At 71.3% G+C, this 1,654-nt stretch carries 1 protein-coding gene and 1 pseudogene; both read right to left on the reverse strand.

Annotated features, from left to right (window positions below):
* Nucleotides 1–318 precede the first annotated feature (318 nt).
* The gene (locus ACZ4SF_RS38100; protein WP_468393673.1) at nt 319–1,050 is read right to left on the reverse strand and encodes a hypothetical protein; all 732 of its coding nucleotides are present in this window, start codon (nt 1,048–1,050) and stop codon (nt 319–321) included.
* Between the two features lie 58 nt (nt 1,051–1,108).
* Nucleotides 1,109–1,654: pseudogene (locus ACZ4SF_RS38105) on the reverse strand (hypothetical protein); the annotation flags it as partial.

A 1,654-nucleotide genomic window follows, 5' to 3' on the forward strand; every position in this document is an offset into this window, starting at 1 on the left:
ACCGGGGCTTGCCCAGCAGCCGACGCGACCGGCGCGGCCAGGCCGGGCAGCAACGGCGTGAGGGGTGGGGCTCCAGGATCGCGGCCGCGCGGGGCTGCGAGAAGGGGGGCGGTCGGGGAGTTCAGCGCTCCCTTGCACCATCGCTGTCTGCGTCGCCTGCGGGAGCGCTCGCGCGGCCCTCGTCCCGGCAGGCGCTCCGGCGACTTCGCCCGTCGTCCCGGGAGACGGGCACGAGGGGTCCGGGCCCTCGAGGACGCGAACGCGCTGGCGCCCACGGACATCTGGTCCGTGGGCGCCGGCGGGGTCAGCGGTCGGCGGTCAGCTCGCCATCATGGCCTGGAGGTCGCTGAGCGACAGCTCGTTCGTGCCACGGTCCGCCGCCTTGCTCTGTGTCCACGCGAGGATCGCCGGGTGGGCGTCCTCGTACTGGGCGCCGGCGGTCGTGTGCTGCCCGTCGGTGGTGGCGACCTGGGTGAGGTAGGCGGCCAGGGCGTGCGGGCCGCCGCCGCTGTACCCGATCTCGTAGCCCAGGGCGTTCCTCTGCGGAAGGAGCGAGAGCACGCCCTTGTCCGTCCGGGCCCAGAACAGACTGCGGCCGGTGTAGAAGCGGCTGAAGGTGTCGTCCGGGCGCAGTTCGAGCGGCGCGTACGTCGTGTAGCTCCACTGGTCCGTGCCGCCGGTGCCCGCGTGCTTGAAGTGCTTGCCCACGACGGGCAGTCCGAACTCGGGGTCGTAGAAAGTCCGACGGCACAGGCAGCCCGATCCGTCGATGGCCGAGGAACTGTTCGTGTCCTCCGTGACGCACGGGTGGAACAGGGCCGGGATCTTCGCCGAGTCCACGAGCGTGCAGTGCATCGCGTTCGGCTCGCACCGTTCCAGCCTGCCCAGCCACTCCTGGAAGTGAGGCGTCACGGTCTGCTGCGCCTCGATGTCCAGCACTGCGTTCAGCGACGACGTGACGGCGCCGCGCTGGGGCTCGGTGTAGAGGACGAAGTTCAGGTAGCCCTTCGTCGGATCGGTCAGGTTCAGATCGCGGGCCTCGTAGGGCAACGTGGCGCTCCAATGCGGATGCCGGGCGACCAGGGCGCGGCCGCGGGAACGGTGAGGGTCAGCCGACGCGGTGTTCCGGGCGCAGGGTGAGGCCGCGGTTCAGGAACTGCGCGGTGTCGTCCGGCCCGAGCCCGAGAGCGCGGGCAACGGCGGTTCCTTCGTCGTCGCGGACGAAGGCGAGCAGGATCTTGCGGCTGGCGGGGTCGGCCATAACCCGGCGGGCGGCTTCGACGGTGTGGGCGACGCAGCCAGTGGTGCCGTCTTCGACGATGTCCCGGCGCGTGGTGTCGTCCCAGACGTTCAGCTGGAGGCTGGCGCCCTCGGTGGAGCAGTCCTCCTTGGAGTCCGCACCGAGCACGCACCGCCCGAGCAGTGCGGCATGGGCGTGCCGCTGGAAGTATACGGCGGTGCCCAGGAGCCGGTCGACTTCCTTCTCCGTGTTCTCGCGGGCCTTCTCGGGGCTGACGAGCGAGGTCTTCGGGTCGTGGGGCTGCACCCGGATCTTCAGTGCGGCCAGGCTGCGGGCCAGATCGTCGGCGATGCTGAGCAGGCCCACCAGGTTCACGTCGCCGCGCTGGCGGGGCGGGGGCAGTTCGTCGGGGTA

The organism is Streptomyces sp. NPDC027663, assembly GCF_055566415.1.